This is a genomic window from Ktedonobacter racemifer DSM 44963 (assembly GCF_000178855.1).
GTDB classification, from domain to species: Bacteria; Chloroflexota; Ktedonobacteria; order Ktedonobacterales; family Ktedonobacteraceae; genus Ktedonobacter; species Ktedonobacter racemifer.
This window is the reverse complement of the sequence record NZ_ADVG01000001.1, coordinates 3,395,810-3,420,782: the sequence shown is the minus strand read 5'-3', so window position 1 is coordinate 3,420,782 and position 24,973 is coordinate 3,395,810. Positions and strand designations below refer to the sequence as shown.

At 51.1% G+C, this 24,973-nt stretch carries 21 protein-coding genes and 2 pseudogenes; 10 read left to right on the top strand and 13 right to left on the bottom strand.

Annotated elements, in window-relative coordinates:
* Window positions 1-207: 207 nt before the first annotated feature.
* The 6 genes from KRAC_RS14490 to KRAC_RS14465 all read right to left on the bottom strand — a co-directional run bounded on the left by KRAC_RS14490 (window position 208) and on the right by KRAC_RS14465 (window position 5,953).
* Window positions 208-1,167, bottom strand: coding sequence for a hypothetical protein (locus tag KRAC_RS14490; RefSeq protein ID WP_007908159.1), 960 nt, complete (start codon window positions 1,165-1,167; stop codon window positions 208-210).
* 215 nt (window positions 1,168-1,382) lie between these two features.
* The gene (locus tag KRAC_RS61595; RefSeq protein ID WP_052568230.1) at window positions 1,383-1,775 is read right to left on the bottom strand and encodes a DUF4177 domain-containing protein; all 393 of its coding nucleotides are present in this window, start codon (window positions 1,773-1,775) and stop codon (window positions 1,383-1,385) included.
* Between the two features lie 279 nt (window positions 1,776-2,054).
* On the bottom strand, window positions 2,055-2,888 hold the full coding sequence (locus KRAC_RS14480) for a sensor histidine kinase (RefSeq protein ID WP_007908157.1): 834 nt from the start codon (window positions 2,886-2,888) through the stop codon (window positions 2,055-2,057).
* Window positions 2,889-3,024: 136 nt separating this feature from the next.
* Complete coding sequence (locus KRAC_RS71215) at window positions 3,025-3,249, bottom strand: hypothetical protein (protein ID WP_007908156.1); 225 nt, start codon at window positions 3,247-3,249, stop codon at window positions 3,025-3,027.
* Window positions 3,250-3,500: 251 nt separating this feature from the next.
* Window positions 3,501-4,499: a tyrosine-type recombinase/integrase gene (locus KRAC_RS14470; RefSeq protein ID WP_007908155.1), complete on the bottom strand. Its 999-nt coding sequence runs from the start codon at window positions 4,497-4,499 to the stop codon at window positions 3,501-3,503.
* An 11-nt stretch (window positions 4,500-4,510) separates the two neighbouring features.
* Window positions 4,511-5,953: a hypothetical protein gene (locus KRAC_RS14465; protein WP_040442540.1), complete on the bottom strand. Its 1,443-nt coding sequence runs from the start codon at window positions 5,951-5,953 to the stop codon at window positions 4,511-4,513.
* Window positions 5,954-5,992: 39 nt separating this feature from the next.
* Between KRAC_RS14465 and KRAC_RS71210 the strand changes: the two genes are divergently transcribed.
* Window positions 5,993-6,241: a hypothetical protein gene (locus KRAC_RS71210; protein ID WP_040442539.1), complete on the top strand. Its 249-nt coding sequence runs from the start codon at window positions 5,993-5,995 to the stop codon at window positions 6,239-6,241.
* Window positions 6,242-6,287: 46 nt separating this feature from the next.
* Here KRAC_RS71210 and KRAC_RS14455 read toward each other — a convergent pair whose 3' ends face one another.
* The 3 genes from KRAC_RS14455 to KRAC_RS65905 all read right to left on the bottom strand — a co-directional run bounded on the left by KRAC_RS14455 (window position 6,288) and on the right by KRAC_RS65905 (window position 8,978).
* Window positions 6,288-6,986 (bottom strand): DUF488 domain-containing protein, encoded by a 699-nt coding sequence (locus KRAC_RS14455; RefSeq protein WP_007908151.1) that lies wholly within the window; start codon window positions 6,984-6,986, stop codon window positions 6,288-6,290.
* Window positions 6,983-7,963 (bottom strand): TOTE conflict system archaeo-eukaryotic primase domain-containing protein, encoded by a 981-nt coding sequence (locus KRAC_RS14450; protein ID WP_040442538.1) that lies wholly within the window; start codon window positions 7,961-7,963, stop codon window positions 6,983-6,985. Before KRAC_RS14450 ends, KRAC_RS14455 begins: the two co-directional genes overlap by 4 nt.
* A 382-nt stretch (window positions 7,964-8,345) precedes the next feature.
* Window positions 8,346-8,978, bottom strand: coding sequence for a hypothetical protein (locus tag KRAC_RS65905; protein WP_007908147.1), 633 nt, complete (start codon window positions 8,976-8,978; stop codon window positions 8,346-8,348).
* Between KRAC_RS65905 and KRAC_RS71205 the strand changes: the two genes are divergently transcribed.
* The 3 genes from KRAC_RS71205 to KRAC_RS14425 all read left to right on the top strand — a co-directional run bounded on the left by KRAC_RS71205 (window position 8,907) and on the right by KRAC_RS14425 (window position 11,466).
* Window positions 8,907-9,656: a hypothetical protein gene (locus tag KRAC_RS71205; protein ID WP_211221276.1), complete on the top strand. Its 750-nt coding sequence runs from the start codon at window positions 8,907-8,909 to the stop codon at window positions 9,654-9,656. The genes KRAC_RS65905 and KRAC_RS71205 overlap by 72 nt on opposite strands.
* Before the next feature lie 147 nt (window positions 9,657-9,803).
* The gene (locus KRAC_RS14435) at window positions 9,804-10,355 is read left to right on the top strand and encodes a DUF6036 family nucleotidyltransferase (protein WP_007908145.1); all 552 of its coding nucleotides are present in this window, start codon (window positions 9,804-9,806) and stop codon (window positions 10,353-10,355) included.
* 688 nt (window positions 10,356-11,043) lie between these two features.
* The gene (locus tag KRAC_RS14425; protein ID WP_157506444.1) at window positions 11,044-11,466 is read left to right on the top strand and encodes a putative phosphothreonine lyase domain-containing protein; all 423 of its coding nucleotides are present in this window, start codon (window positions 11,044-11,046) and stop codon (window positions 11,464-11,466) included.
* A 465-nt stretch (window positions 11,467-11,931) separates the two neighbouring features.
* Here the strand turns inward: KRAC_RS14425 and KRAC_RS14420 are convergent, their stop codons facing one another.
* Both KRAC_RS14420 and uvrC read right to left on the bottom strand, forming a co-directional pair.
* The gene (locus tag KRAC_RS14420; RefSeq protein WP_007908136.1) at window positions 11,932-12,255 is read right to left on the bottom strand and encodes an FmdB family zinc ribbon protein; all 324 of its coding nucleotides are present in this window, start codon (window positions 12,253-12,255) and stop codon (window positions 11,932-11,934) included.
* 247 nt (window positions 12,256-12,502) lie between these two features.
* Window positions 12,503-14,575, bottom strand: a complete 2,073-nt coding sequence (gene uvrC, locus KRAC_RS14415) for an excinuclease ABC subunit UvrC (protein ID WP_007908134.1) — start codon at window positions 14,573-14,575, stop codon at window positions 12,503-12,505.
* Between the two features lie 482 nt (window positions 14,576-15,057).
* Here uvrC and KRAC_RS14410 point away from each other — a divergent pair, with 482 nt between their 5' ends.
* Both KRAC_RS14410 and KRAC_RS14405 read left to right on the top strand, forming a co-directional pair.
* Window positions 15,058-16,038, top strand: coding sequence for an ABC transporter ATP-binding protein (locus tag KRAC_RS14410; protein ID WP_007908131.1), 981 nt, complete (start codon window positions 15,058-15,060; stop codon window positions 16,036-16,038).
* Window positions 16,039-16,100: 62 nt separating this feature from the next.
* A complete protein-coding gene (locus KRAC_RS14405) occupies window positions 16,101-17,003 on the top strand; it encodes an ABC transporter permease (protein WP_007908129.1) in 903 nt (300 codons plus the stop codon).
* Window positions 17,004-17,107: 104 nt separating this feature from the next.
* Here the strand turns inward: KRAC_RS14405 and KRAC_RS14400 are convergent, their stop codons facing one another.
* Together KRAC_RS14400 and KRAC_RS14395 are read right to left on the bottom strand one after the other, a co-directional pair.
* Window positions 17,108-18,694 carry a PQQ-like beta-propeller repeat protein gene (locus KRAC_RS14400; RefSeq protein WP_007908127.1) on the bottom strand — a complete coding sequence of 529 codons (1,587 nt, stop codon included), beginning with the start codon at window positions 18,692-18,694 and terminating at the stop codon, window positions 17,108-17,110.
* Between the two features lie 17 nt (window positions 18,695-18,711).
* Window positions 18,712-19,236: an RNA polymerase sigma factor gene (locus KRAC_RS14395; protein WP_007908126.1), complete on the bottom strand. Its 525-nt coding sequence runs from the start codon at window positions 19,234-19,236 to the stop codon at window positions 18,712-18,714.
* 159 nt (window positions 19,237-19,395) lie between these two features.
* Here KRAC_RS14395 and KRAC_RS14390 point away from each other — a divergent pair, with 159 nt between their 5' ends.
* From KRAC_RS14390 to KRAC_RS65895, 4 genes and pseudogenes are all read left to right on the top strand, one after another.
* Window positions 19,396-20,004, top strand: a complete 609-nt coding sequence (locus KRAC_RS14390) for an IS607 family transposase (protein WP_007904553.1) — start codon at window positions 19,396-19,398, stop codon at window positions 20,002-20,004.
* Complete coding sequence (locus KRAC_RS14385; RefSeq protein ID WP_040442534.1) at window positions 19,973-21,430, top strand: RNA-guided endonuclease InsQ/TnpB family protein; 1,458 nt, start codon at window positions 19,973-19,975, stop codon at window positions 21,428-21,430. The genes KRAC_RS14390 and KRAC_RS14385 overlap by 32 nt, the downstream gene beginning before the upstream one ends.
* Window positions 21,431-22,219: 789 nt before the next feature.
* Window positions 22,220-22,594: pseudogene (locus KRAC_RS14380) on the top strand (RNA-guided endonuclease InsQ/TnpB family protein); the annotation flags it as partial.
* Between the two features lie 1,312 nt (window positions 22,595-23,906).
* Window positions 23,907-24,697, top strand: a pseudogene (locus KRAC_RS65895) (RNA-guided endonuclease InsQ/TnpB family protein); the annotation flags it as partial.
* Window positions 24,698-24,973: the final 276 nt, after the last annotated feature.

Below are 24,973 nucleotides of genomic sequence, written 5' to 3'. Positions count from 1 at the left end.
AAATTAGGATAAAAGTATATGTAATTTGCCATTGGTCCTGGCCAATTGGGAATGGCATGGGCCAAATTTTGATAATTATCTGGGTGATCTGCTCTTTTTTGAGGTAGCAATGTCCTACATAATTGTACTGGTTTAGCCCATGTTATTTCCACATCTACAGTAAGCGGCAAAGTGTTATCAGTTGCGTTCTCTTTTATGGGTTTTTCATCATGAGGGCTTCACCTTTTCGTCTGGTTGAGCTAATACTGCCACGAGACCCACCCCGCAGGCAATGGTTATCAGGAGGGGAAGTAGAAGATTCCCGGTGCTGATAGCCTCTGGAATGGGATGGAGAAGATCGCTCTTTTCACCCAAACTCTCAAGGATGAGAAAGAGAATAAAGAAGCAGATGGCTGAAATGACGATAGCGCCAAGCACCATCTGGATTGTTTCCTTCATACGCGATGTGGCCCCGGCTGTGGGGCGTTGTGTTCCAGCTCGCGAGCGCGCTGTAATGGCCCGGATCAGGGCAACAATTGTGAGTAGGACTAACCCGACGCAGAGCACGATATCTGCCCAGTAAAAGATCTCGAACGGAAGATATCCGCTCGACCAGAGGAAGCTTCCCTGGGACTCCAGTTGGATCTGAATGGGTGTATTTACATTCACCGTCTCATTATGGAAAGCAAAAAGCGGACCAGAAGAATCGCTGGAATTGGGATCTCTCCCAGGGGTGGGATAGACGATGCTACCGCTAAGGGTGCCTTTGAGGGTATGCTGCTGGGAATCACTAATGAAAGCGGGAATAGTGAGCGTGCCAACCACGTCCAGAGAATTGCCGGGATCTGAGGCTGTGGTATGGATGCTATCATCCCAATTCCTCTCTTTTGGCTCCACAACCGTCAACGGCTGATTTACTCCATCAAGCGTGAGCGTCAGACCATTGGGGCTTGCCCAGTAATTGTTTAGACTGCCATCAATCTGAAAACCCAGCATAACGTTTGTGCCCTGAGCCGTCGTGAGTGTAAGTGGCTTGTCCTTATGGACAACAAAGACCGTCTGGGAAGCGTATGAATGCGATGTGATGATGTATCCAGGGATGCCGAGCAGCAAGAGTAGAAGGAAATCCAGGACTGCAAGCGAAAATATCACATGTTTTTTTGCGAACGAGGGAATAGATGATGACATAACATTCTCCTACAGTTTTTTTACCGAATGCGCCAAACAGGTTTTCCCCATAATTGCCAGGATAACGACCTTGGCTCTAAATGCATATTCTGGCCTGCATTATAACATTTCTATTCATGATGTTCGACTTCTTTCTCGTAGCTGCTATACAAAGGAGTGCTGGTTGGCAGCCATTGGCCGCCAACCAGCACTCCTTCTTTCAAATCACTTATTTGTTATGCATTTTCGATGGTCGGCCCGCTCGCGGGATTCTCGCTGGTGGGTTGCGCCTGTGGCTGCTCAGCGCTGGTGGCTGGCTGCTCTTCCGCGTAGTCGCCCTCCTGGGCGGGGCGCTTGAAGATGTAGTAGGCCGAGTTAGAGGTCAGAGGCTGGAGGCTGACCAGCTCCCAGTTTTCCTTGCCCAGCTCGTTCATGTAGCGGCGGGCAAAGGCGCTCCGTCGCTCTTGATCGCCAATGAGAGTCTCCTGACCCTCGCATGAGATACGCCCGCGATAATCGATATACACGACCTTATACGCCCACTGGCTCATGATCCGTTCCTTTCGTTGATAAGCCTCGATGATGGTCCCCACCAGGCCACACCAGCCATGCGCTACATCAGTAGGCATGTCAAGGTTTGACGACGAGCAACGCTGGGTTCCACAAACAGCGTTGCTCACCGTTGGTGTGGTTACTGGTGGGCTTCCCTCGCACAGTGGTAAGTATACTCTGCATGTAGGTCGCTTCACACCGCTAATTTGGCGGGTTTTTCTGCCCGTGCAAACGAACAGGAGAGGAGCCTGTAGAAATAGACAGGGGACGGGACGCTGGTGGGGGGAGACGCTGCTGAAGCACGCGTCTTCATATAATGGCGCGAATGTCCGTACCATTATATGAAAATGCGTGCTTTAGCAGCGTTGTTCTACAGGCAGCTCAAAGGTGAAGGTCGTGCCGTTTTGACCGCCTGGGGTCGCTTCTTCTAGCCAGAGCTTCCCATCATGAGCCTCGATGATGGACTTGGTGATGTAGAGGCCGAGTCCTGAACCCTGGCGGATTTCGCGTGTCGCTTCCAGTCGCCCAAAGGGGCGGAAGAGGTGCTGCATATCCTCTGTGCGGATGCTGACGCCCTGGTTATGTACACTGACCTTGACCTTTGCCGGTGGGTCGAATATAGGCTCTAAGAGTTGGATGCGCAGAGTGATGGTGCTCCGCTCATCGGAGTACTTAATCGCATTGTCTAACAGGTTGCCTATGGCCTGCTGGAGCCGCCCCCCGTCCCAGCAGCCGTTTATCGCTTGAACAGGCGTGTCCACGACAAAAGAATGATAGGGCGCTACAGGGCGCAACTGTTCAACAACCTCGCGGCCAAGCTCGACAACATCACAGGGTTTGCAAATAAGCGTAAACTGGTCAGTGGCCAATCTTGAGGCATCTAGCAGGTCGTTCACCAGGCGCGCCAGCTTCTGAGCCTGGCTGATAATGATGCTGGTATTGCGCGAAAGAGATTTTTTGACTGGCTCCGCGACATTGTTTTTGGGAGCGAAGAGACCTCGGTTTAACATCTGCGCATAGTTGATGATGGGCGCAAGGGGGCTACGCAGTTCATGCGCGATCATGGCCGTGAACTGCTCCTTGCGCGTAATTTGCTCCTTGAGCAGGAGGTTTTCCGCTGTGAGCTGATCTATCTGTTGTTGTAACTCTTCAATGAGCCTATCTTGTGATTTCTCGTGTTGCACCTGCATACCCCGGGTCTCCTCGGATTCTGGCTTTTCTATCTCCTGGTATAGATTGTGTAATTTTAGTATACACCGAATAACGCCTGCACACGCGTTAATAAGACAAGCTCCTAGGAGTATTGGGTAGTATTGAGCGTGAGGGCTATACCTCCTCGCCGAGTGGAGGCAGGAGATTGAGATCCGCCAGTTCTTCGCGTGCCATCTCGCTAAATTTCGTGATATCAAGCGTTCGGTCAGCATGGGAAATTAAGTGGCGAAGGCGCTCAGCGATGCTGCCACGCATGTAGTGATCACTACTCAAAAGTAGTTCACCTACCGCGATTTCGATCTGCTGGCGCTGTAATGTAGCTAACATTGACTCTTCCATGCCCTTCCCTCTTTCTAGCAGTTCTTCTGTGATATTTCTTTTTATATGCCACTTACGCCTATTTTACTACAAAATAGACATCCAAGCCACAAAAAACACAACAATAAACAAGTAATATTATATCTCTTCTCTATGTTCCCAAGCCAGAGTAAACCAAGCTACCGCTAGACCAAATTCGGCCTAACGGTAGAGCTTAAAGCCATATTTTCTAGCATAAAATAGACACTAAAAAAGCCGTTCCAATGTCTATTTTATGCAAAATTTTGCCCGCTTTTTTTCTTCCTGCCCTTTCTATATCTGCTAATATCTAGAGCACTTAGAGGAGAGTGAGAATCATGCTCTTTGCGTGCTTCTGTACTGTCAAAATCTTCCAGGTACCTTTGTGTAATCCTTACACTACTATGTCCCATCTCACGAGAAAGCTTGAAAATGTCGCCGCCATGAGCCATATACATTTTTGCAAAAGTATGCCTAAACGTATGAGGGGATAAACGGACATCCTTAAAACCTAACGCCAGCCTTAATCTATATAATATTCCCTTTACTCCTGGTCCACTTATAGCCTTGCCCTTACCTTGCTTAGTGCAATCTATAAAGATTTTAGGCTCATCAGGGTTACCAGGATGACGATATTTATGCACATATTTCCACAACAACTTGCCTAAATCGGGATGTATACCCACCTCACGCTCTTTACGTCCCTTGCCTCGCACTTTAATATAAGTATCATGGACATCCTCCAACAACAATGTACCAATCTCACTTAACCGAATGCCCGTATCCAGGAGGAGCAGCAAAATCACATAATCCCGAAAACCCATATCCGTTGAGAGATCAAGAGTGTCGAGCATCTTATAAATGTGCTCAGATGTAAAGGTCTTTAACACGCGCTTCTCTGGCCTGGGAGTCTTTAAGCGAGCAGAAGGGTCAGAATCTATTAACTCCTCCTGATAACACCAATTAAAAAACACTTTCCAGTTCGTTACATACGTTTTCATAGTCGAGTCAGCAAGATTAGACTTCTTGCCAAATGTTCTCTGTCGTATCACTTCCGAAGGCGTCTCAATCATATAGCGTAAGCATTCACGAAGATGTAAAACTGTAATCTTCTCAAGCTCATTAACTCCGCATACAGAGCTTAACAGGCTGACTAAATAGCCCAAAGCCTGTTGGTAAGCTATAGATGTGTGATGACCTAAACGATTTTCTACGTCAACAATATAATGCTTTATAACCTCTTGAAGCTTCATAACACACCTCCTTATACAGCTTGAGAAGACTTGTCAGGAATACTAAGCAGCACACGCCGCTTCTTGACTTCTCGTTCAAAATCGCGTTCTTTCTCGTCGTAGTATTCCTCCACATGGTTGAAGGCAAAAGACACCGTATCCGAGAGATCAGAGAAGACATCCCGTTCCTCATGTGAAGGTTGCCGCCAGGCTTCCAACGTGATGAGAAGCCCCGCTATTTGCGCGATCAGGCGCAACATGTTCTTCTCCCGCTTGCGCTTGCGAATATAGGGCTTGAGTGTGAAGGACTCAGGCACCACAGGATGAGCAGCCGCCACAATGTGACGACCAGGCCGACGCCCTTTTTTCGTGTCCGTGGCAAAAGGTCGCTCCTCCAGTTCCTCATCAACCAACTGGAGCAGCTCTTCCCGCTCCTGTTCCTCACGTTCATAGTCCGTCTCCTCCAACTCCTCCTGCTGTTGAAATGCGCCCTGGATGACTTCCCAATCAGAATGCACCGGCCAGCGCGAGCGGTTCGTGTCCTCAGTCGCAATGACATAGCGCAGCCAGCCATCAGGAAGGCCATCTTCTCCACCACCTACGTGACCAACGGCATAGGCCCACAGGCCCGGCAGATGCTCTTCCAGGTCAAAGGCATCATCGATCCCGTGGAAGTTCTCACCCTTCATTTCATTGAGTGCAGGCCGCTTAAAACGCATTTCGACGCGCCATACCTCCTCTTCCCCATCCCACAAGGGCTCACCTGTTTCCACATCTTTCGCCACGCGCCAGAGGTCGTAGAACCACTCCTTCTCCTTGGACTTGTACTTAATCTCATGCTGTTTGTTGTAGAGCAGCGCCGAGACATGCCCATTGCGAGCACCAAACGGGAGGCCCGTGATGCGCCCCCATCGTTGCTTAATACCATCAGGCCCATCAATCATGCCATCCTCAGAGAGTGGCCGCTCTTCGGTGAGTTGGGCACGGGTCACAAAATTGCGTTTCACGTCTGAGATGGTCCCCAGGTGCAGACCCACCACATCAGCCGCCAGGTCACAGGCCGAGACTTGTAGCTTGATGCGTTGCCCAAAGATCGTGACCAGGAAACCAAACACCTCATGCACCACCTTGCCCAGGTCGCGCACACTCCACAGGTACTCAGAAGAGCACCGCACCTGTGCGATCAGTTGCATCTTGGAACTCCGATTGACAGCCAGTGTGAGCAGCTTATTTTTCATGATCCACTGAAAGCCATCACCGCCTTTGGCCGTCATGAGCAACGGAGCCCCACAGAAGACAAAGCGGGACGCCGCAGGCTCCTCATCATCTTGTACCTTTTCCTTCAGAGCCTTCAGTTCCTCAAGAAGCTCACCATCCAGACGTCCCTTAACCACCTGGAAATCCGCTCTGGTTTGGTATATATTGAGCACAAGCGTATCCACAAAGGCCCCAAGCACTCTTACTGTCGTGTTCATAGTCGCCTCCTTTCCGATATAAAGGGAGAAAAACGAAACATGCAAGACCACGCCAAAGCAATAAAAACAGCAAAGATCGTTCTTTTTGAGCTTATGATGCTTGCTAGCTACACTATTTTTGGCGTAACACTCCAGCAGGGAACTATGCATAGCATTAATTTCTTGATCTTGGCCCTTTTCGTCATTACCCAGGAACTTGTTGTCCATGGAGGACTATTATTCTTCATGATCCGTGAACATAAAAAGCAATCAGCAAAAAGAGAAAAAACTAACCAACCAACCATGTAGATTGCGCGGTACGGTTTACTTACGGTACCGCGCCCACCGCATCTCATCACGCTTCACCATCCTCCTCACTCCGATCCAACATCACCCAGGGTCGAGCGCAGCGATAGAACAGCGAACCATCCAGGGTATGCGCAGCCGCACGCGCCACCGATGAGAGGCGGTAGTAGCGCATCATATTTTCAATCGCATTGAAGGCCGACTTCCCAAGAATATAGCCATGATGTTCCGCCAGCAGATCAGGCCACCGGGTCCACAGTGCCACCGAAAACCACTGCATCCCCGGCCACGCCTCGGGCAAAATCACAGGCGGCACCTCATCCCCTCGATAGCGAGCCAAGAGGCCAGGGTAGTGATCTTCTCTCTCAAGCAGCGCGATCTGCACCAACTTGGCAACCAAACTTCTATGACACGTGCGAGCATCCCGGCAGGCACAGAGCAACACCACCGGACGCCCTTCACGTAACCAGGACGCAACCTCACGTACGGCATCCTCATGACCTGGAGCGAGCTGGATGCCCTGTTCTCTATGGGCATAGTTGACATTGCCAAGCCGCCGATCCCACACATAGCGCGAGCCATACACCGAACACAGCGCCGCCTTATTCCAGGTCGCCGCCCACTTTGAATAGGGAGACAGGCGAATATCAACCAAGAGCGCCCGCTCATCACTCATGACCTCTTGCACCTGGCGCGCTGTCTCAGGATGCGCATACCCAAGCGTGTAGAGCGTTCCTTGCTCACTCATAATTGACCTCCTTTCTGTATGCGTTGCCACAACTCACGCGCCTCTACGCCGTAGTACAGGCGCAGAAAATCAAAGACCGAGCCACCTTGTTTCCAGGTGTGGCAATACCAGCAGGCACCGCCCGGCTTGCTAGGCTCATGCACCCAGAGCGACGGGTGTGTATCCTTTCCATCCGAGTGATGCCAGCCAAACGGGCAACATCCCAACCCACTCCGATCCAGGGCCACATAGCGCCCTATCACGTCCATCACGTCCTGTTGGGCGCACCACTGTTGAATCGTCATGCGTTCAGTGGGACGGGTCAGCACCGCAGCGTTTTTTTGAAGAGTATTTTTCTTGGTTGCGACTTCTGCGTGTTCACGTTGCGGCGAGGTGACAGCCGCGAGCGGTGTCACCCGCTGGACGGTCGAGAGCCAGGCCAACGAGGCCCCAACCTCAGAGGCTACCGGCACCAGGCGACGGAACCACTCCGAGCGATCCAGATGGACAAAAGGGTAACGCTCACCTGTCAGCCGATGCACACCCAGAGGGACCCGCACCAGAGAGCCAGGCCCGGCCAGCGTGCTATCTTGTTTCGGGAAGAATTCCATCCCTTCAGGGCAGTACGGCAAGAGCCAACGCCGGAGCTGGAGGGGAGAGACGAGCGAGGCCAGGAACACCCACAGGTGACCACCACGCCGGGACGCCTCCAGGTGAGAGACAACACCATCAGCTGCAAGCCGTTCTTGCACCTCAACCAGGTCAACCAGGCCGCCCCGTTTATCGCAGTCAAACACCGCGAACCGGCAGCCCCCTTGCTCATCAATGACATAGGTCCCGAGTGTCACCTGCCCGGCGAGATGTGCCTGCACCAGGTCATACGTCAGCACACGACCCGCCCGCAGATACCCGCCGTCTTCCCGCTGGACAGCGTAGTCATTGCGCCGCCCGATGCAGGTATTGACCAGGACGCCCAGTTCTTCACGCGAGAATGACACCGGCTCACCTCCTTTCTCAGGCAGAACTAACCATAAGCAAAAGTAATAGGTTATAGATGAGAAAATAGGTAAAAATGCCTTTACCCTTTTTGAGCTACAAATATGCCCTTTAATGGCCCCGAGACGTTCATACGGACGCCCGGCCGTCCAGACGTAAAAATCACCTTGCTCATTTTGTTTGTGAACTCTCTTGCCCATCTCAGAGACACGTGTTCCCACCGCGCCACAAGCCACGTTATTTGCTATAAACCATTGAGAGAGAGACATCAGTAATAACCTTTTCGTTATGTATTAAAAGCTCTACCATAAGGCGTTCTAGAAGGGAGATGAGCGCCGCCCACCAAGCAAAGCGCGTGGCGCGTGGCGCTCAAAGAGAAGACCGTTACTTGTCTATGCGGCGGAAACGAACCCGTTCTTGTTCAGGCGCTTGCCCCTCGGCGTTCAACGTCTGAAACTCACCTGTGATCGGCAGATCGGCGCTGGGTGATGGGAGCGACCCACCAGGCGCGCCAGTCGGCATCTGCAACAGGCGCGTGAAGGTCTGTTTCTTGATCTGGGCGAGGAAGTCAGCATCAGCGCGTTCTTGCTCGACTTTGATCTCCATCATCTTGATTTTGCTATCGGCCTCCGCCTCCAGCAGCTTGCGCTTGCCCTCAGCCTCCGCCAACTCTGTATAGAGCTTGCCCTTCTCATGTTCCGCCCGAGCCATAAGCCGTACATCGTGCTCATCCACCTGGCCGAGAAAGAAGGCCGTCCCGGCATCACCCAGAATGAAGCCGATCACACGCGAGGCCACGAACAGGTACATAATCCCCATGTTGGGGTCATGTCTGGACTGGACAATACTCAAGAGAAACGCCGTTTGCCCAATGATGTTGATAGCCGCGAAGGTCAGCCAGAGGCCCGTACCAATCTTGACCGCCCGCTCTTGCGAGGGCTCGACATGTCCGTAAATCTCTCGCTGTTCCGCTACCTTTTGCCGTTTGATGCCCAGGCCAAAGGTCGTAAACATCATGGCCAGCTCAATGAAGAGGGCACCGCCCCTTTCGATCTTGAAGAAGAAACCGAAAAGACCGAATTTACAGTAGCAACAGTTGCAGACATACCAGCATGCATTGCTCTGAATAGAGAGCTTTTTGATATTAAAAATACCGAGGATGATGCAACTCTCACGAAAAAGTGGACGACTTGGTTAACGAAAAACCCTGAGATCGTCTATGTACTGAAGAGAGATGGTGAGGTCATAGGCATCACAACCGTACTCCCATTTAAACCAACCTCAGCGAGGTTTGAAGAAGCCCTGAGAGGAGATATCTCCTTCCTCCTGGGTGATGTAAAAATATCCACAGAGGATATAGAAGAGTACAAGACAGGCAACCATGTCCAGCTTTACATAGCGGAAATAGGGATCAAGCCAAGCTTAAACAAAGACCTGAGACGCAAATATGGAGCCAGGCTTATCTCCAGGTTCATGGACACAGTGGTAGACTTAGGCCGAAGAGGAGTGATAGTAGAAAAAATGATAGCGGTAGGAGCAACAAAAAGCGGCGTGAGACTTCTACAACACTTCGGCTTTAGTGAAGTAATGTTTCCCCGGCCAGACACGAGACTGTTTATTATCGACATAAAAGAGTCTGGAGCTCCAATCATACGCGCTTATCGAGAAGCATTAAGCGAAAGTACAAGAGAGTAAGAAATATCCTGGTAGTACATAGCTACCAAGATATTTCTTAATTCTGTAAAGGCGAGCCGACCAGGTCCGTTCCACTTCGCTACACGGAGCTGGCTAGGGTCGCCACTAGCATACGTTACATATGCTATACGTATTCAGGAGCAGAGAATGAGAGCAAAAGAGATTGAAAAATACCTCTCTCAACTCGGACAAGAATTGACACGCCAGGGTATCCAACATCCTATACACGTTCTTCTCATAGGAGGAGCCTATATGATGCTCCTGGCGAAGGCTCCCCGTACAACCAATGATATTGACATTTTTTGGCTAGAAGAAGGTGAAGCGTTTCAGCAAGCGCTTTATACATTGCGTGATAGTGTACAAACCATTGCTCAAAGGCATGCGTTGCCACCAAACTGGTTCAACTATCTTACTCAGATGCTCCTTTATGACCAGGTCATCATTCCAAAGGGCAAATTGTGGAAACGATACGGACCACTCTCTATCTATATCCCACCCAAAGAATACATTCTGGCGCTCAAAATCCTGGCCGGACGTGAGAAAGACATCGATGATTGTGCTATACTACTTCCACAAACAAAAATTAAAACACGCCAACAAGCACAACAATTGCTCGACCAATACATTCTCCCTCAGGCTCAACAGGAGAATGCAGAGCAAATTGAATACGCACTCGACGAGCTTTTTGGAAGACAATAACGACCATTCTCAGGAAGATTCGGGAGCTGATCATGATGCCTAGGACTATCGAAACAATAGCATGGGCGTACCAACAAATCTGTGCAGGAGAAGACCCCTGGACAGCTCTTGGCAACTTTACTAACGCATGGTATGACTATGCAAAGGACATGCGTGCAGCCTTAGTAAACGACCCTCTCACCCTCCCGATTCACGAAACAGAATATACCCACCGTTGGGCCGCATTTTGTGCAGCATCCGTCGAGTTCCTCTGTAATCGCTACAGCGTTCCTTGCCCAGATTGGATTCTTGACCCCTACTACACGCTTGAATCCCCCTGGTGGCAAACAAGACAAGCTCACGACCCTTCTATAAGAGAGCGCCTTTTGAGAGAGACACCTCCCCCTTTTGCACGCCGCAATATTTTCTGTAACAACCGCCTCTATCAGAATAAATACGAAATGAGCCAATGGACCCAGGAAGCCCGAACCAAAGGATTCACTAGGCCAGAAGACATCTGGCACTATGCCCGCCATAAAGAAGCAAGCGTTCACGGAGCATAAAAACCTGACATCCATCAAGGGCTCTTCCGCACATTTCGTGGTATCATGTGCTGACTCAGGCTCATCCACATTTCCGTGCAGGTTCGCGATTCCTCTAGAGAAAAGAAATGTCGTCTATTGGAGAGGGAAAAGCGACAGAGGAGAACATGATGAAAGAGGAACTGATCCAGTATGGGGCCAGCTACGATGGTGTCTGGAGCTGGGCATTAGCAGAAAAGCAGGAGGGAACATCACGAACGGGCAAATGGATGTTCTGGCCAAAAAGCGAGGGAGCCATCCCCATCTGGCGTACCATTTGTGAGCTGACGCGCTCGCATCAGTTAGGAATTCAAGCCAAGATGCGCGTGGAGAAGAGAGATGAGACAGATGCATTGCTCATCTGTGTCTATACTCGGGACTCAGAGGACGTAGAAGACTTACAGAGAATCGTTGACATCCTTCGGGAAAAGGTTCCTCCTCACTATTTCCTTCTTTACAAAGAGGACACCATGAAGCGGCGGAACGCAGATCGACGCCTGTGCAAATGGTGTGTGTACCCGAACCAGAGAACCATTCATGTTGATTCTTAGAGTGTGTCTTGAGATGATAAAATTGGGAAAATTTCCAGAGCGTACGGAAATGATGAGATGCTTGCAAATGCTATAAGCAGCAAAAGATTGCTTTGCTATTAAATACATGTTTTGCTTGCTTAAATCAGCCCCATGATATTCACCTTAAGACACTCTCTTAACATGGACAGGCGTACCAGGCGCACATGAACGCATAGCTTTGGTAAGTTGTTAAAATTATCAGAGTGAAGAAAATGGACATTAGACAGTAAAAATATGTGATGAAACCGCTTGTAGACTAGAAAAACATTTTCCCATAATACTACAAAATAGATATTTGCCAAGCGGCTTATCCTACAGATTCCAATATTGGTAAAAGCTCTCAATCCCTCGCTGGCGGGAGGAGAGCGCAAAAAAAAGCACCTTGCGGTGCTTTGGGCCTGGAGCTCGAGATGGGACGCGGAGACAGGTCCGCGCCTGGCAGCATTAGGATGCTGCTGGAGTCGCGGCCTTGCTCTCGGTTGAGGGCGTTGATGCCGGGCTTTCGCTCTTGCTCTCCACTTTACTGTCGCTTGTCGTGCTTTCGTTCTTAGCGCTCTCGCTACCCGTGGAGGCAGAGGCGGTGCCGTTGCCACCTTTATGGTCTGTTGAATAGAAACCAGAACCCTTGAAGATTACGCCCGACGCGTACAGCACGCGGCGAATGGCGCCACCACATTCAGGGCAGACTGTTAAAGGCTCATCAGTCATTTTCTGCCAGGTTTCAAAGCGATGATTACAGGTTCGGCAGAGATACTCGTACGTTGGCATATACCAATCACCTCTCGTATGTTTCGATTATTCCAAAGGCGTCTTCGCGCCCACACCACATACCATTACCTCAGCATAGTAGCGCGAAATTGTGCAGGTGTCAATCGCAGATGATGACTGCTAGCACTCGTTATGCATAACACTTTTGGGCGCCATTTTATTTCTGTTGTGTATTATGTAGCATCGGCAGAGGCAGGGCATGGCTAGAGAGTCAGCCTGACTGAGTAGCCTTTGTCTCCCATTGTTGCTAGTCTGAATCGCCTGGTTGCTCAGAGGTGAGGCCTGTGATCGCTCCCATATTGCGCCCGATGAACTCTTTGACCTTTTCGGCGGAATCCCTGGTCATGCCATCAATGGCTGTCAGCTCGTCAAGGCTGGCTGTGCTGATGGCACGCACAGAGCCAAAGTGCTTCATGAGCGCCTGCTTGCGTTTAGGACCAATGCCCGGAATCTCGTCGAGCAGCGACTTAAAGGTGCGATTTGTGCGTAGCTTGCGATGATAGGTAATACCGAAGCGGTGGGCCTCATCGCGAATACGCTGTACCAGGTAGAGGCCCTGCGAGTTGCGTGGCAGGAGTATGGGTTCCAACGTCCCCGGAATATGTAGCTCTTCCTGCGTTGTGGAGCGGGTATGCGAGCCTTCCTCCTTGGCGACGCCAACGATGGGAATATCCATCTCTAGCTCCTGTAATACCTGGAGTGCGGCGTTAAGCTGTGGTTTGCCACCATCGATCAGGATCAGGTCAGGCATGGCCCAGTTATGTTGGAGGGCGTTTTGCTCACTCTCGCCCCCAGTCTCTTCCTCGCCGTTCGCCCGCTGGCTGACCCTATCCACGGCGGCCGCACTCTCGCGCTCAAGCGTGGCCTCCTGGAGTGCTGCCGCCTTGCGGAAGCGCCTACGCAGCACTTCTTGATGACTGGCTACGTCGTTGGCTCCCTCGACGGTCTTGATCTTGAAGCGGCGGTATTCGCTGTTTTTCGGCTTGCCACCCTCGAAGACTGCCATCGCGCCGACTGAGTTAGAACCCTGGGTGTTGGAGATGTCGTAGCATTCGATACGCTGTGGGGCTGAGATGAGGTTGAGGGCCTCCTGCAACTCCTCCAGGGCCATCTGTGTCTTCTGGCTATCGGTGAGCCACTTGATGCGCTGCTGCTCCAGAACCTCTTTGGCGTTGTTATGTACCATTTCAACCAGGCGCAGCTTCTCGCCACGTTTAGGCTCGTTGATGGTGACACTGGCACTGCGTCCCGCGGCACTGGTTCCGCGTCGCTTCTCCTTGAGCCAGCTCTGGAGAACCTCGCGGTCATCAGGCTCGGCCTCGACGAGAATTTCGGCGGGGATATGGGGTGAGCTTTCATAGAATTGCTGGAGGAAGGAACTCATGATCTCGCTAGGCGCGCTATCACGTGTTCCCTGGAGAATGAAGTATTCGCGTCCAATCAGCTTGCCGCTGCGGAAGAAGAATACCTGGGCGCAGGTCTCGTCGTCACCGCTGGCAAGCGCGACAACATCCTGGTCATCCTGCCCCTCGGTATTGATAATCCGTTGTTTCTCCAGCACGCGCTCAACGGCTTTGATGCGGTCACGAATGCGTGCGGCCTCCTCAAAGTTGAGGCTCTCTGCCGCCTCTTCCATGCGGCGCTGGAGGTCTTTGAGCACCTCGTCATGTTTGCCTTCTAGGAAGAGGATGACCTGCTGGATAATCTTATCGTACTCCTCGCGGCTGGCGTAGCCGACGCAGGGGGCGATACAGCGATGAATATAGTACTGGGTACAGGGACGGTTCAGCAGTTTTTGCTTCCAGCCAGCGTGCGGCTCGCCAGTACGTGGAGGTGCCCAGACGCTGGCGTCATAGCGACAGGTGCGAAAGGCGAATAATTTATTGAGCAGGTCCAGGGTCGCATCGACGGCCCCCGAGTTGGTATAGGGGCCAAAGTAGCGGTTGCCATCGCGTTGGAAGCTACGCACGCGGTACACGCGGGGAAAGTCCTCGTTGAGCGATACTTTGATGTAGGGATAGCTCTTGTCGTCGCGCAGGAGCACATTATATTTGGGACGATACTGCTTGATATAGTTGCTCTCCAGGACAAGCGCCTCGACCTCGTTGCGAACGACCAGGAACTCAATATCCTCGATCTTAGCGACCATGCTGCGGTTCTTGGGACTGTGGTCGGTCGATTCTTGAAAATATGAGCGTACGCGGTTATAGAGCGAGATGGCTTTGCCCACGTAGATAATCGTTCCCTCGCCATCCTTCATCAAGTAGATGCCCGGTTTATGTGGTAGTGAGTTGAGTACTGACTGAATCTTTTCGTTCATGTTTATTATCTCTTGCTCTCGACCAGCGCTACTAGCATACGCGCCTATTCCCAAAAGTGTGATAGATACTTTGTTCGTGCCTTCAATTATACCCCTTCACACCAGCGCTGTCGACGCTCAGAGAGTCAGTATGGTGTGATGGTTTCTGGGCATCGCCCAGAAACCATCACACCATACCTTCAACATTTGCGACAGGTTTGCGACAATTATGTGATGTCTCCGCGACATTGTTGAGATATGATTACCTACGTCATCACGAATGTGCAGTTACTACTTTTCCGAAATCCTGAGCGTGCTTGTCCCCAAATGGGGGAAGCGCTAGTCACGCAAGTGACGCATGCCCCCGAATGGGGGTTGGGTTTCGGAATAAGAACTTAGCAGGCTGCCAGGCGTTCTACTAGTGAAGCTGAATACTCCTCCCGTTTGACGCGACTTTTAGCGGCGTGCAGATGGGCAATGGTAGCGAAAGGAATCTTCTATCTATGTCGCAAGTTGACATTGCGGGCCTCGCTCGCCAGGTCTCCGCTCACGCTGCTTCTGAGCGTGCTGGCGAGACTGTGTTACGCACACATAACCTGACCAAGCAGTATAAGCAGCGCGTGGTCGTGGATAATCTCAATCTGGATATTCGCCGGGGCGAGATTTATGGTTTCCTGGGTCCCAACGGTGCGGGCAAGACCACAACTATTCGTATGATCCTGGGCCTGATCAGGCCGACCTCTGGGAGTGTCGAGGTCATGGGACAGGACACACTGGCACATCGCAGCGAGGTGTTGCCCAGCGTTGGTGCCCTGATTGAGACGCCTGCGCTTTATCGCTATATGTCTGGGCGAGATAACCTGCTGGCCTTAAGTAAAGTCCTGGGTGGCGTGCCCGCGAAGCGTATTGACGAGGTTCTGGAGATCGTTGGCCTGACGGGTCGCCAGAAGGATAAGGTTCGCACCTATTCCCTGGGTATGCGCCAGCGTTTGGGGATCGCGGTCGCGCTCCTGCAAGATCCAGAACTGTTGTTGCTGGATGAACCCGCTAATGGCCTGGACCCGGCGGGTATTGTAGAGATGCGTGACTTCCTGCATCGCCTGACGGCTGAGGGCAAGACCATCCTCATGTCGAGCCACATGCTAACCGAGGTGCAGCAGATCTGTGACCGCGTGGCGATCATTAACTTTGGCAAACTTATTACCGAGACGACGGTGAAGGATCTGACGACGGGCAAGGGCGAGTTTACGGTGAAGCTGGAGCAGGCGACCCAGGCTCTGGCTTTGGTACGGCAGCAGTCATGGGGTGCGAACGCCCGCCTGGATGAGCAGGGCGACATCGTGACCCTGGCGCCCAATAATCGAGGGCGCGACCTCAATGCCTTCCTGACCCAGGCTGGCTTTATACCTGATGAGCTAAAAACGACTGAATATGACCTTGAAGAAACCTTCTTGCGCCTGACTGATGGTCATACTGGCATCTAAAACGATACTATCAACTATTCAGCTATATTCGATTGAGGAAAGAGAGTGAAGTCGTGAGCACAATGGTTGCGAAGGCCCCTGCATCGTCTCTGGCACGATCTGCGCGGCCCAGTTTTCTGGGTCTGATCCAGGGTGAACTGATCAAATTATCACGCCAGTGGTTGACCTGGTTTATGGTTCTCTGCCTAGTCGCGGGAACAATCTTATTGCACTTTATTATTGCCAGTAATAACAGCACTCATACGAACATTGCCAACAGCTCACCGCAGTTCTTCTATAGCGAAATGAATATGACCCTGTTTGTGCTGCGCGTCTTTGGCGGCATCTTCTTGATGATTCTGACGGGCCTCATGATCGGTATGGAGTATCAGAACGGAACCATACGCATTATCCTGGCTCGTGGTGTTGGGCGCGTACAACTCCTGCTGGCCAAGCTTACGGCCATGTTGGTTGTCGGCATTGAGCTGTTTGTAGCTGGGGTGCTGTTTAATGCCTTACTGGCGCTGGTGACGCTCTACTCCCAGGGTGGTAGTATCAGCATCATCGATAAGATGCCGGCCGAGGTCTGGAATAATATTGGTATCTACCTGTATACGGTCGCGATTAGCTTCGCGGTGACCATCCTCATGACTGCTACCGTAAGTGTGCTTGGACGCTCGCTGGCCTTTGGCATGAGTGTGGCCCTGGCCTGGTTCGCGGTGGATAACATTGGGTCGCTCTTCCTGTACCTGGCGCATGGCTTTACCAAGCAGCAGTTCTTCCTGGATGTCACGGCGTACCTGCTGGGACCCATCTTGAATGTGATGCCCAAAGCTTTGCTCCCTAAGAGCCTGGATATCACAGTGACCTTCTCGCCCTTTGTCAAGGTAGATGGTCCACACACGCTCTGGGTTGCTCTGGCCTATGGCGTCGCCTTCCTCGCCATCTCCATCGGCGTGATCTGGAAACGCGACGTACACGAATAAGAATTACCAGGCTTGCCTGGTAATTAGAGGATAAAGGGCATGAGCATGGGCAATGGGTGCCGACCCATTGCCCATGCTCATGCCCTTTATCCTCTAATTGAATTTTACGCTCCTAACATAAGATTTACCTGTCCTGGCATTCCTATCAAATGCTTTGACCAAATTTGCTTACCAGTCTGGTTGTCGAAAGCATCGAAATTGCCGTCTGGTGTTACCACATAACTGACATCTTCGCCGGTTAATGGTACTGGGAATAAAAGTAGTGTACCGGTATCTACACTACTAGGAGCAGTACCTTGTGGGTCATTCCCGACCGTTGCAGATGGCAAAGGAGCTCTAATTGCCTTATTCCCAAAATGTTCTACAAGGTGTTTGGCTACCTCCTGACCGTCATTTGCACCTAATTGAACTAGATAGGTACTAGAACCTTCGGTTTTTAGACAAAAGACATCACTGGCATGGGATGTTAAGGAACAATTCAATGCTCCTCCATTCTTATTCGTATAACGCCAGAGCAGTTGCCCATTTTGCTCTTGGAGGGCATATAAGAGAGAACCTGAAGTTGCAAAAATCATCTGCTGTCCTGGTAGAAGAGATCCCAAAATAGGACTCAGAGAGTCTAGTGTGCTCCAGAGAAATACCCCATTACTAGCGTTATATGCGTAGAGATGACTATAGCCATGGGCATTGGTCTTCGTCTCTTCAAGTGTATTTGCTTCCACGTAGACTCTGTTATTTGCGACAGTTATTTCTCCAGATGTGCTAACGAGGAATGGATCATTCATATGAATGCGCCAGAGTAAGGAACCATTTATAGCCTTGAGGGCAAATAAATCAAATTGTGCATAGACTTTGTTCTTGCCTTTAGGAGGTATATTTAGATTGATTCCTCCATAAACGACATGATTCACTACAGCAAAAGAAGAAAACAGTCCAGCTTGATCATAATGCCAGAGGTCACGTCCAGACAAGGCATCAAAGGCTTTTAGAGAAGTATGGTTGTTATATTTTGTACTATCCTGTTGAGTGAGTACAAAGAGCATATTATTTTCATAGACCATTTGCTTCACTACTTCCCCATTTATATCTTTACTCCAGAGCGGACTCCCATTGTTAGCCTTTATGGTAGAAATTTTCTGCCCGGATGTGATATAAACTACTCCATTACTAGCCGGTGTGAACGTTTCCAAACCTGCTTGGTGTTGAGTAGTTTGTATTTGAGCTTTCCAAAGCAGGCTTCCGCTCTGGGTATCAAACTTTTGAAGCCATCCTCCACTCAATGCATAAACGGACTGCTGATTGGTACTAGCGGCAATAAATGACGTATGTTTTGCCAGATTAAACATCATGAGCAGGCTACCTACAATCAGTGCCATCACCAGTGTTGCAACCAATAAAGCAAAACGCCGAGACCAGCCCTGTTTTTGCGTAGGTAACATGTGTTGTTTAGATCGCAGGGAAATGCCTTCTGGAACTTCAATCAAACTCAGCATAGATTTGGATCTGGGATCCTCACCTTGCGTCATCTGAACTTCTAACAATCGTTGACGCACACGGCCCAAAGCGGGTTTTTCTCGTTCTAGCTCTCTTTCAGCTCTGGCCGATGTACCAGGAACTAGGCGAAGGAAAGCAATGACCTCTTTATTTTGAGGATCTAATTCATCTGGCATGCGATCATCAGATGGTTGCATAGGGCTGTTCCTCCTTACTAATGAGTATAAATTATGCGTAACTGACGTAAAATGCGCGAGAGCGTTTTGCGTACAGTCCCCTCAGACTGTTTGAGTAGAGCTGCAATCTCTGCAAAACGTAGCCCATTGCCATAGCGTAGCTGAATAAGCTGTTGCTGCTTCAAAGGTAGTTGCGCCAATGCTACATAAAGGCGGTGGTATGCATCCTGTCGTAAAACATGTTCCTCTGGAGTTAACTCTCTATCCAATATATTCAAGGCTTCATCCAATGGCAAGAAAGCTACATGTGATTGGCGGCGATAAGCATCAATAACTTTTCGCTTAGCTACACTTTGTAGCCAGGCAAGTTGTTTCTGTGGTGTTAGACGAGAGAGTTCGTTATGACTAAGCGCAATAGTAAATACCTCTAACAGCACATCTTCCACGTCCTGTGGCTGTGACATCTGGCGATAAATATAGCGATAGAGCGCTGGAGCATGGCTTTCATAGAGCGTCATTATGACATCATCTATCTCTGTTTCAAACAAATTGGTTTCTGGCATAACAATCCTTTGCAACAAAGCTTTCTAACCTAATACATCGTTTGAACAGGTAAAACGAGGCATTCCTGGGAAATATTGAGTATCCATTTTGTATAAGCAACCATCACAAGGTATCATCATCTCTTGCATATCTCAAGCAGATAGAGTATACTTGGATGTATGAAGTTATCGAGTTATGCCAAGAAGATTGGGATCAGTTATAACAGCGCCTGGCGTATGTGGAAACGCGGCCAGATTCCCGGCTATCAATTGCCCACCGGCACCGTGATCATTGATCCGCCAGAGCTTCGCTCGGTTCCGGTCCACGCCGTCGCTGTGTATGCTCGTGTTTCAAGCAGCGAAAACAAAGACAACCTGGAAAGGCAAGCCGAGCGGCTGGTGACCTGGTGCAATGCCCAAGGCTGGTCGGTCAGCAAAGTCGTCAAAGAGTGCGGCAGTGGCATCAACGATCAGCGGCCCAAGTTTCTGGCGCTGCTGGCAGATCCCAAAATCGGGCAGATCGTGGTTGAACACAAAGATCGCGCTTCTCGCTTTGGCGTGGCCTATATTCAGACCTTGTTGGCTATGCAAGGACGGAAACTGGTCATCGTCAACACCGCTGATACCGCCGAAGATGATCTCATGGGCGATTTTATCAGCATCATTCCCTCGTTTTGCGCTCGTCTTTATGGTCGCAGACAAGCCAAACGCAAGACGGAACAAGTGCTAGCGGCTTTGCAGCAGAATGGACCCGCCCGTGAGCAAGAAGCCCCAAAAAGCCTCGCTTGATGAGAAAAAAAAGCGCAAGCGCAAAAAGAAGACGAAGCAGACCATCACTCGAGCGGTGACCCATATCCGTCTCATTGAGGCCAATCCTGGCAAACTTGAGGCGCTCGATCAGCTTGTGGCGGTTTACTTGCCGCTGTGCCAACAGTACACCACCCTGTTTTGCGAGGCCGAGACAAGCCCGGACAAGTACCAAGAAACCGTCTTCAAAACCGATCTTTCCGACCGCTTGCATCGAGTGGCAATACAGCAAGCCGCAGACATTGCCAAAAGCGTTCGCACCAATCGAGCGAACGCCTATCAGGCGTACCTGGAAGATGTGGCTGATTACGCTCAGGCCAAGGCCAAAGCTCAGGCGGAAGGCCGGATGTCCGCCTTCAAACGCCGCGAACCGACCTGGACCGAATGGGATCTCCCTGTGCTGCGTGTGCCAGTCATCCAAGCCAATGTCAACGTGGTGGTGCTCGAGAAGTCGGAGGACTCCACGTTCGACTACTGGCTGCGCGTGTCCACCTTAGATGTCGGGAATCCGCTTCGAGTCCCAGTCAAACTCGCCTCCTATCACAAACGAGCACTCGAAGGCCGCACGCTCAATGCATCCACAACACTTCACAAGCGCAATGGAGTCTGGTGGCTGACGCTCTCCTTTGACGAGGACGTTCCTCTTCAAACCAAGCCTGACGCCCCTACAGTAGGCGTCGATGTGGGCATTGCCCATTTCCTCACGACCTCCACCAATAAAGCGTATGGCAGTTTTCATGGCAAGATGGCCCGACAGCACAAGCACGATCGGGAAAAGCGTCGCCGCAAGGCGAAACTGCGAGCCTGTCTGGAAAAGAAAGGCGTCCCAAAGGGCAAGCTTCCTTCGACAAGTTCTGAAACGTCGCAACGCTTGAGCCGTCACGTCAAGCAAGAGATCAACCGGGCGGTCAATGCGTTGGTCAAAGATCATCGAGATGCCAGACTCATTTATGAGGACCTCAATGTGGCCTCGATGCGCTTCAAAGCAAGGGTGATGAACAGTTATCTGTATGCTTCTCACCTGGGGCATATCCCAGAGCAGCTGGCCTGGGCCGCCGCCAAACAGGGCATGGCAGCCCACACGGTCCGAGCCGCCTATTCCTCTCAGGAATGCCCCCGCTGCCATTATGTCGATCGCGCTAATCGGCCGAACCAGAAAACCTTCAAGTGCCTGGTCTGTGGTTACGCAGACCAGGCCGACCGCAAAGCCGCACAGACGCTCGCGGGACGCTGGGGGGATCGGAAACTGGCGGCATGTCGCTCGACCTCGGAGGTCAAGGCGCTCCTCATGACGCGGCATGAAGCGTGGAAACAGCAGAATCAGCAGAGGATCCAGGATGCCGGGCCTCCCGTCCAGTTGAGCTTCTGGGATCCCCCAGAGATGTTCCTGGAATCATCTCACGAGTGAACATCTCTCAGTAGAGAGAGGTGCATAGGATGCTCGTAGTGCATCCTCCCGCCTAGTCCGCTGTTTGGTAAACAGGCGTAGGTTAAAGTGAGAAGGATAATCATTGCAATAGATGGTTATGCTTTGATCAACTATCTAATCAACTGGTAGATGTATATTATTGATTTCATGTGAAAAACTAATCTTCTCTAGGATTTCCCTACTTGCTGATTTAGTAGATTATGAATTGCTTTAAGGATACTCCAATTGTCTGCATGGAACATCACAGCGCTTAGGAAGCTATTAAAGGCCAGATAAATCATTTATCTGGTCTTTAATAGCTTCCTGTTCTTCTGTTGAGGAAGAGGACTGTTTTATAAGATGCTCAGCATCAACATTTCCTATTGCCTGCCCTCTGATAAACCAGAGCAGGGTTAAGCACCTAATTGTAGATCCGAGGCATGCTAGCAAGCATTATAGGGGTTTTCCCATAACCATAGATACGTAACAAGCCCATAATTGCCATAAGTAGTTCTATTGAACTGAAAACACTGGAGGTACGTTGATTTTCCTGCATTGGCATAGTTAAATCCTCCATAATTATTTCCAGCGCTAAAGCCTGTCACATTGCTAAGGCCTATGCCCATAGAACCACCACCACCAAAGCACCAGGTTGGAACATGATCACCAGTGTAAAGAGGTTTCAACAGTATTGAAAAAGCGAGGAAAATAGGTTAAGATGTGGTTGTGGAACATATGTTTTAAACAACAACCTTCTTCGAGCAGCGGTTCTGTGAAAGGATGTGAGGGATGATCAAGGCGCATAAGATCAGACTCCATCCCACAGCGGAACAGGCGGTGTACTTTGCCAAAGCTGCCGGGACCGCACGCTTTGTCTGGAACTGGGCATTGGCTGAGTGGAACCGCCAATATGAGGCCGGGGGAAGCCCCACCGCCTTCAAGCTCAAGAAGCAGTTTAACGAGATCAGGCGGGAGCAATTCCCCTGGACCTGGGAGGTCACCAAGAACGCCTCTGATCAGCCCTTTCTCGATTTGGGCAAGGCGTTTACCGCGTTCTTTGAGGGCCGTGCACGCCGCCCGAAGTTCAAAAGCAAGAAGCGCAGTACGCCGAGTTTCTACCTCGCCAACGATCAGTTTGAACTGGGTGATCACCGCATGTGGATCGTGCGCCGTGTCGGTGCAGAGAGTAATACCTGTCACAGACAGGAGAGGTCGAGAGTGAAAACCTCTAGGACAAGAGCTAACCCGGAGGGGAAACCCAAAGGCGACTGTAGCATGCTCATAAAGCGAGAAATATCAGAAGGCATGTATGATAGAGTCTCGCAAGTCCTGTGTGCATGAAGCCCCACTAGGGGGAGAGGTGAAACTGGCCAATTGTTGAACCTACGTTTCCGTGCGATGAAATGCGCATCCATCCCACCATGCCCAAAGGGATGACACTGAGAATACATCATAGGGGATCCAGATGATGGAAACACTCTCTCCAGTGAGCAGCGGGTAATGAACCCGATAGGAAACAAACGGGCACCTAAACACACTCAACGTTCTCTTTGCGCAAAAGCGGGATCGCCTAAAAGACGCGAGTCTCATGGCGACGGAGTTGCCATAGTAGTGCGCCTTTGTGCCACAAATGTCTCTCTTACCCGTCGGGGTAAGCTCACTAGAGCAAGGTGAGTAACACAGCGACTGACTCGCTCTCTTACGAGAGCGGGGACACCTTCACCCGAAAGGCGTGAGGGGAAAATAGCATGTCGTGCAAAATGCTGGTGAAGCTCCAGTCCCAGGAGCCAGAGGGAAGTCAAGTGAAGCTGTATATGGTGAAGTCTTGATTGGCTGAATCCAAGTCACGGCGGAAATGCGGCAGCCCACAGGAACGGGATAATCGCCTGTGTCCAACGTGCAGGGGAACGGTACTATTTTCTCTGCAAGCTCTCGTTGGAGCCAGCCCTCACGGAGAGGGAAATGACGAAATGGGCACCTACGTACAGACTGAGACATTTGATGGAACTGAGGGATTGCCTAAACTCCGTAAGGAGCAGGGTAACGGAGCGGCCATAGGAGTTTCCCCATGTGGGAGACAAAGGGTCGCAGGAGGCCAGACTCAAAAGTGGCGGTTGACATGGATGTGTCATAAGACCGCTATGGGAGCGGTGTTGAAAAGACACGGGCCTCTGGAGAGCTTAATGCATCGAAAGGGTGCACGTTAAGTTCGGAGGGGAGGGGTTGATGCTCCCGAGTAATCGGGACTTGGCCTCTTACCCTACCTCAAAGGCTTGGAGTAATGTCCGAGACATGGGGAAGGGCAACAGGTTATATGGGAGCGGAAAGGCAAGGGACGCGAAATGCGAAGAGCCAAACCTGAAAACTCCCAGAAGCTGGAGAGCCGGATGCTACGGAAACGGGCATGTCCGGTTCGGTGGGGGGCCGAGGGAAAAGGGCTGCCACAAGGCAATACCTCGCCCGCGGCCTACCCAACCCCAAGCTCGGCTGGGTGAATATGGCCGAGAAGCTCCGGTTTGCGGGCCGCGTGAAGGGGGCACGCATCACCAAAACAGCCGAGTGGTGGTTTGTGTCCATCCAGGTCGAGATCCCTGATACCATCGCGGTGAAGAAACCAGCCGCCGTGGGTATCGATGTGGGGCTGAACCGCCTGGCCACCTTGAGTACAGGAGAGGAAGTCGAAAACCAAGCCTTCCTCAAAACCGCCCTCAAGAAATTGCGTCAGGCCAACAAACGGCTGCATCGCCGAAAACTGGGATCCCGCGAATCGGGAGAAAGCGCGCCGACAGGTCGCCCGTCTGCATTATCGCATCACCTGCCTGCGCCAGGATGTCCTTCAGAAGCTCACAACCAAACTAGCCGACAGTTACGGGATCATCGGGGTGGAAGATCTCCACCTCAAGGGACTCCTCAAGAATCGCCGTCTCGCTCGCTCGTTCGCCGATGCCTCGCTCGGCACCCTCAGACGTCTGCTCGAGGCAAAAGCGGCGCAACGTGGGGGAGAGGTGATCAAGGTGGACCGTTTCTTTCCTGGAAGTCAAGACCTGTCATTGCTGCGGTTGGACGTGGGAAGCGATGACGCTCAAGGATCGCATCTTTGTGTGTCAGAATCCTGCTTGTCCGTATGATCAGTTTCCGCAGGATCGAGATCACAACGCAGGTCAGAATGTGTTGCGGGAAGCCCTTCGCTTGATCGGGCTGATGGATCAAGCCGTCTCCGGTACTGGCTCGGACGAAGACGCAAACTTGCCTGCGGACGCGGGGTAAGACCAAAAGGCTTCGGCCCGGAGGCACCTACGGATGAAACAGGAACAACGAAATTCGGTGTGAATGTGTGCTTGCATACGTTTGCATATGAAAATCGGAGCAGTAAACCAACCATTACTATTACAAAGAGTCTGGGAAATATGTCAGGTACCCCATGCCTAAAGGCAGGGGCTTGTGAACGCAAGCCCGGACCTGTCCAGACTTCGCCATGAGCTTTCTGTTTCGGCAGACGGCTATCGGGCTACGATAGAGGTGAAGCGTTCAAGTTCCTACCTA